This is a genomic window from Paenarthrobacter sp. NPDC089675, assembly GCF_044749185.1.
GTDB lineage: Bacteria > Actinomycetota > Actinomycetes > Actinomycetales > Micrococcaceae > Arthrobacter.
Genome location: NZ_JBIVHM010000020.1, coordinates 1 through 4,885, shown reverse-complemented (window position 1 = coordinate 4,885; position 4,885 = coordinate 1). Strand labels below are relative to the sequence as shown.

Sequence of the window (4,885 nt, the reverse complement as noted above, 5' to 3'; positions counted from 1 at the left end):
TTGGGTTGTTGGTTGGGAACCACATAGTGGACGCGTGCAGTGTGTGTTGTGTGGTGTAAGTTGTTGGCCTATTAGTACCGGTCAGCTTCACGAGTCTTTAGTCCTCGCTTCCACATCCGGCCTATCAACCCAGTGGTCTGGCTGGGGGCCTCTCACACGCAAGGTGTGTGGAAATCTCATCTTGAAGCGAGCTTCCCGCTTAGATGCTTTCAGCGGTTATCCCATCCGAACGTAGCTAATCAGCGGTGCACTTGGCAGTACAACTGACACACCAGAGGTTCGTCCGTCCCGGTCCTCTCGTACTAAGGACAGCCCTTCTCAAATTTCCTGCGCGCGCAGCGGATAGGGACCGAACTGTCTCACGACGTTCTAAACCCAGCTCGCGTACCGCTTTAATGGGCGAACAGCCCAACCCTTGGGACCTACTCCAGCCCCAGGATGCGACGAGCCGACATCGAGGTGCCAAACCATGCCGTCGATATGGACTCTTGGGCAAGATCAGCCTGTTATCCCCGAGGTACCTTTTATCCGTTGAGCGACGGCCATTCCACAATGTACCGCCGGATCACTAGTCCCGACTTTCGTCCCTGCTTGAGATGTCTCTCTCACAGTCAAGCTCCCTTGTGCACTTACACTCGACACCTGATTGCCAACCAGGCTGAGGGAACCTTTGGGCGCCTCCGTTACTTTTTAGGAGGCAACCGCCCCAGTTAAACTACCCATCAGGCACTGTCCCTGACCCGGATCACGGGCCGAAGTTAGATGTCCAAAGTGACCAGAGTGGTATTTCAACGATGACTCCACCCGAACTGGCGTCCGGGCTTCAACGTCTCCCACCTATCCTACACAAGCCACTCCGAACACCAATACCAAACTATAGTAAAGGTCTCGGGGTCTTTCCGTCCTGCTGCGCGTAACGAGCATCTTTACTCGTACTGCAATTTCGCCGAGTTTATGGTTGAGACAGCGGGGAAGTCGTTACTCCATTCGTGCAGGTCGGAACTTACCCGACAAGGAATTTCGCTACCTTAGGATGGTTATAGTTACCACCGCCGTTTACTGGGGCTTAAATTCTCAGCTTCGCCCCCGAAGGGGCTAACCGGTCCTCTTAACCTTCCAGCACCGGGCAGGAGTCAGTCCGTATACATCGTCTTGCGACTTCGCACGGACCTGTGTTTTTAGTAAACAGTCGCTTCCCCCTGGTCTCTGCGGCCCACACCCGCTCACGCCAGCAAGTGGCGGTCACGGGGCAGGCCCCCCTTCTCCCGAAGTTACGGGGGCATTTTGCCGAGTTCCTTAACCATAATTCTCTCGATCGCCTTGGTATTCTCTACCTGATCACCTGTGTCGGTTTGGGGTACGGGCAGCTAAAACCTCGCGTCGATGCTTTTCTTGGCAGCATAGGATCACCGGATCCCCCCGTACGGGGGTCCCATCAGATCTCAGGAACGTGCTCGAAGCACACAGGAACGGATTTGCCTATCCCTGACCCTACATCCTTAGACCGGGACAACCATCGCCCGGCCCGGCTACCTTCCTGCGTCACACCTGTTAATACGCTTACCTCCCGGGATCAGGTCCCAGCCACCACCACAACCATCACACCCCGAAGGGTGATCATGCCGGGTGGGGGGTGGTTAGTATCCCCCGCTCAGTATTGGCGGTTTTTCGCCGGTACGGGAATATCAACCCGTTGTCCATCGACTACGCCTGTCGGCCTCGCCTTAGGTCCCGACTTACCCAGGGCAGATTAGCTTGACCCTGGAACCCTTGATCATTCGGCGGACGGGTTTCTCACCCGTCTTTCGCTACTCATGCCTGCATTCTCACTCGTGTAGGCTCCACCGCTGGTTTCCACCGCGACTTCACCGCCCACACGACGCTCCCCTACCCATCCACACCCCTGAACCACGAAGGCTGAGGTAAATGTGTGAATGCCACAACTTCGGCGGTGTACTTGAGCCCCGCTACATTGTCGGCGCGGAATCACTTGACCAGTGAGCTATTACGCACTCTTTCAAGGATGGCTGCTTCTAAGCCAACCTCCTGGTTGTCTAAGCAACTCCACATCCTTTCCCACTTAGCACACGCTTAGGGGCCTTAGTTGGTGGTCTGGGCTGTTTCCCTCTCGACTATGAAGCTTATCCCCCACAGTCTCACTGCTGCGCTCTCACTTACCGGCATTCGGAGTTTGGCTGACGTCAGTAACCTTGTAGGGCCCATCGGCCATCCAGTAGCTCTACCTCCGGCAAGAAACACGCAACGCTGCACCTAAATGCATTTCGGGGAGAACCAGCTATCACGGAGTTTGATTGGCCTTTCACCCCTACCCACAGCTCATCCCCTCCATTTTCAACTGAAGTGGGTTCGGTCCTCCACGACGTCTTACCGTCGCTTCAACCTGGCCATGGGTAGATCACTCCGCTTCGGGTCTAGATCACGCCACTAAACACGCCCTGTTCAGACTCGCTTTCGCTACGGCTACCCCACACGGGTTAACCTCGCGACGTAACACTAACTCGCAGGCTCATTCTTCAAAAGGCACGCCATCACAACAACACAGCAAGCTGCGGCTGCTTTGACGGATTGTAAGCACACGGTTTCAGGTACTGTTTCACTCCCCTCCCGGGGTACTTTTCACCTTTCCCTCACGGTACTGGTCCGCTATCGGTCATTAGGAAGTATTTAGGCTTATCAGGTGGTCCTGACAGATTCACACAGGATTTCTCGGGCCCCGTGCTACTTGGGATCCTCACCAAAGGCGGTGCACGACATTACAGTTACGGGGCTCACACCCTCTCTGGCCGGCCTTTCAAGACCGTTCACCTATGCCCACACTCACACCCCACCGGTCCGGCAGAACCAGCACGGCAAGTCCCACAACCCCGCCCACGCAACGCCCGCCGGCTATCACACATGGGTCGGTTTAGCCTCATCCGCGTTCGCTCGCCACTACTAACGGAATCACTCTTGTTTTCTCTTCCTGCGGGTACTGAGATGTTTCACTTCCCCGCGTTCCCTCCACGCACCCTATGAATTCAGGTACGGGTCACACAATCACCATGACAGCGTTGTGCGGGGTTTCCCCATTCGGACATCCTGGGATCACCGCTCGGTTATCAACTCCCCCAGGCTTATCGCAGATTCCTACGTCCTTCTTCGGCTCCTAATGCCAAGGCATCCACCGTGCGCCCTTAAAAACTTGACCACACAAAACCACAACAACCACCCACAACAAGGGCAGCCACCATGGTCGATGCACTCAATCAATTCGAGAGAACCAAGGAAAACCACCACCCACAAACGGGGCAGCAGTCCCAGGTTCCAAATCAAAGAAATTGCTAGAACACACACCCAAAAAACAAGATGCATGTCCAGATGCTCGCGTCCACTATGTAGTTCTCAAACAACAACCCCATCAACCACCCCCACCACACGGCCCCCACCCACAAAGGGGAAGGAAACCACAACGCAGCAGACGTCGGCCGCAGGAACAACAAGAAACACCAGAAGAATTCCCTGCATTGCTGCAAAAAAGGCCCTGTTGCCTCAGGACCCAACAGTGCGCCAAACACAACCCCCACAACCAGCACCCCGGAACGCGTTCCCAACAACACCCACCCCCCAAAAGGGACAGACACCGCCGTACTAACACCAGGACACCAACCACACAGGCCATGCCACAAAAAATGATTTGCTGATATTCCACCCATGAGCACCCACCGCAGAACAGACGCCTGCGCAATGGGCAACACTGACAACCACCACCCCACCCATGCAGGCACGGCACGTGTTGTTAGCAGCTCCTTAGAAAGGAGGTGATCCAGCCGCACCTTCCGGTACGGCTACCTTGTTACGACTTAGTCCCAATCGCCGGTCCCACCTTCGACGGCTCCCCCCACAAGGGTTAGGCCACCGGCTTCGGGTGTTACCAACTTTCGTGACTTGACGGGCGGTGTGTACAAGGCCCGGGAACGTATTCACCGCAGCGTTGCTGATCTGCGATTACTAGCGACTCCGACTTCATGGGGTCGAGTTGCAGACCCCAATCCGAACTGAGACCGGCTTTTTGGGATTAGCTCCACCTCACAGTATCGCAACCCTTTGTACCGGCCATTGTAGCATGCGTGAAGCCCAAGACATAAGGGGCATGATGATTTGACGTCGTCCCCACCTTCCTCCGAGTTGACCCCGGCAGTCTCCTATGAGTCCCCGGCCGAACCGCTGGCAACATAGAACGAGGGTTGCGCTCGTTGCGGGACTTAACCCAACATCTCACGACACGAGCTGACGACAACCATGCACCACCTGTAAACCGGCCGCAAGCGGGGCACCTGTTTCCAGGTCTTTCCGGTCCATGTCAAGCCTTGGTAAGGTTCTTCGCGTTGCATCGAATTAATCCGCATGCTCCGCCGCTTGTGCGGGCCCCCGTCAATTCCTTTGAGTTTTAGCCTTGCGGCCGTACTCCCCAGGCGGGGCACTTAATGCGTTAGCTACGGCGCGGAAAACGTGGAATGTCCCCCACACCTAGTGCCCAACGTTTACGGCATGGACTACCAGGGTATCTAATCCTGTTCGCTCCCCATGCTTTCGCTCCTCAGCGTCAGTTACAGCCCAGAGACCTGCCTTCGCCATCGGTGTTCCTCCTGATATCTGCGCATTTCACCGCTACACCAGGAATTCCAGTCTCCCCTACTGCACTCTAGTCTGCCCGTACCCACTGCAGAACCGGAGTTGAGCCCCGGTCTTTCACAGCAGACGCGACAAACCGCCTACGAGCTCTTTACGCCCAATAATTCCGGATAACGCTTGCGCCCTACGTATTACCGCGGCTGCTGGCACGTAGTTAGCCGGCGCTTCTTCTGCAAGTACCGTCACCCCCAAA

General features: G+C 55.9%; 2 rRNA genes. Both read right to left on the bottom strand.

The annotated features are described in order from the left end of the window. Positions 1 to 50 precede the first annotated feature (50 nt). Positions 51 to 3,208, bottom strand: a 23S ribosomal RNA gene (locus ACIPY2_RS21755). A 603-nt stretch (positions 3,209 to 3,811) separates the two neighbouring features. Then, a 16S ribosomal RNA gene (locus ACIPY2_RS21750) occupies positions 3,812 to 4,885 on the bottom strand; the annotation flags it as partial.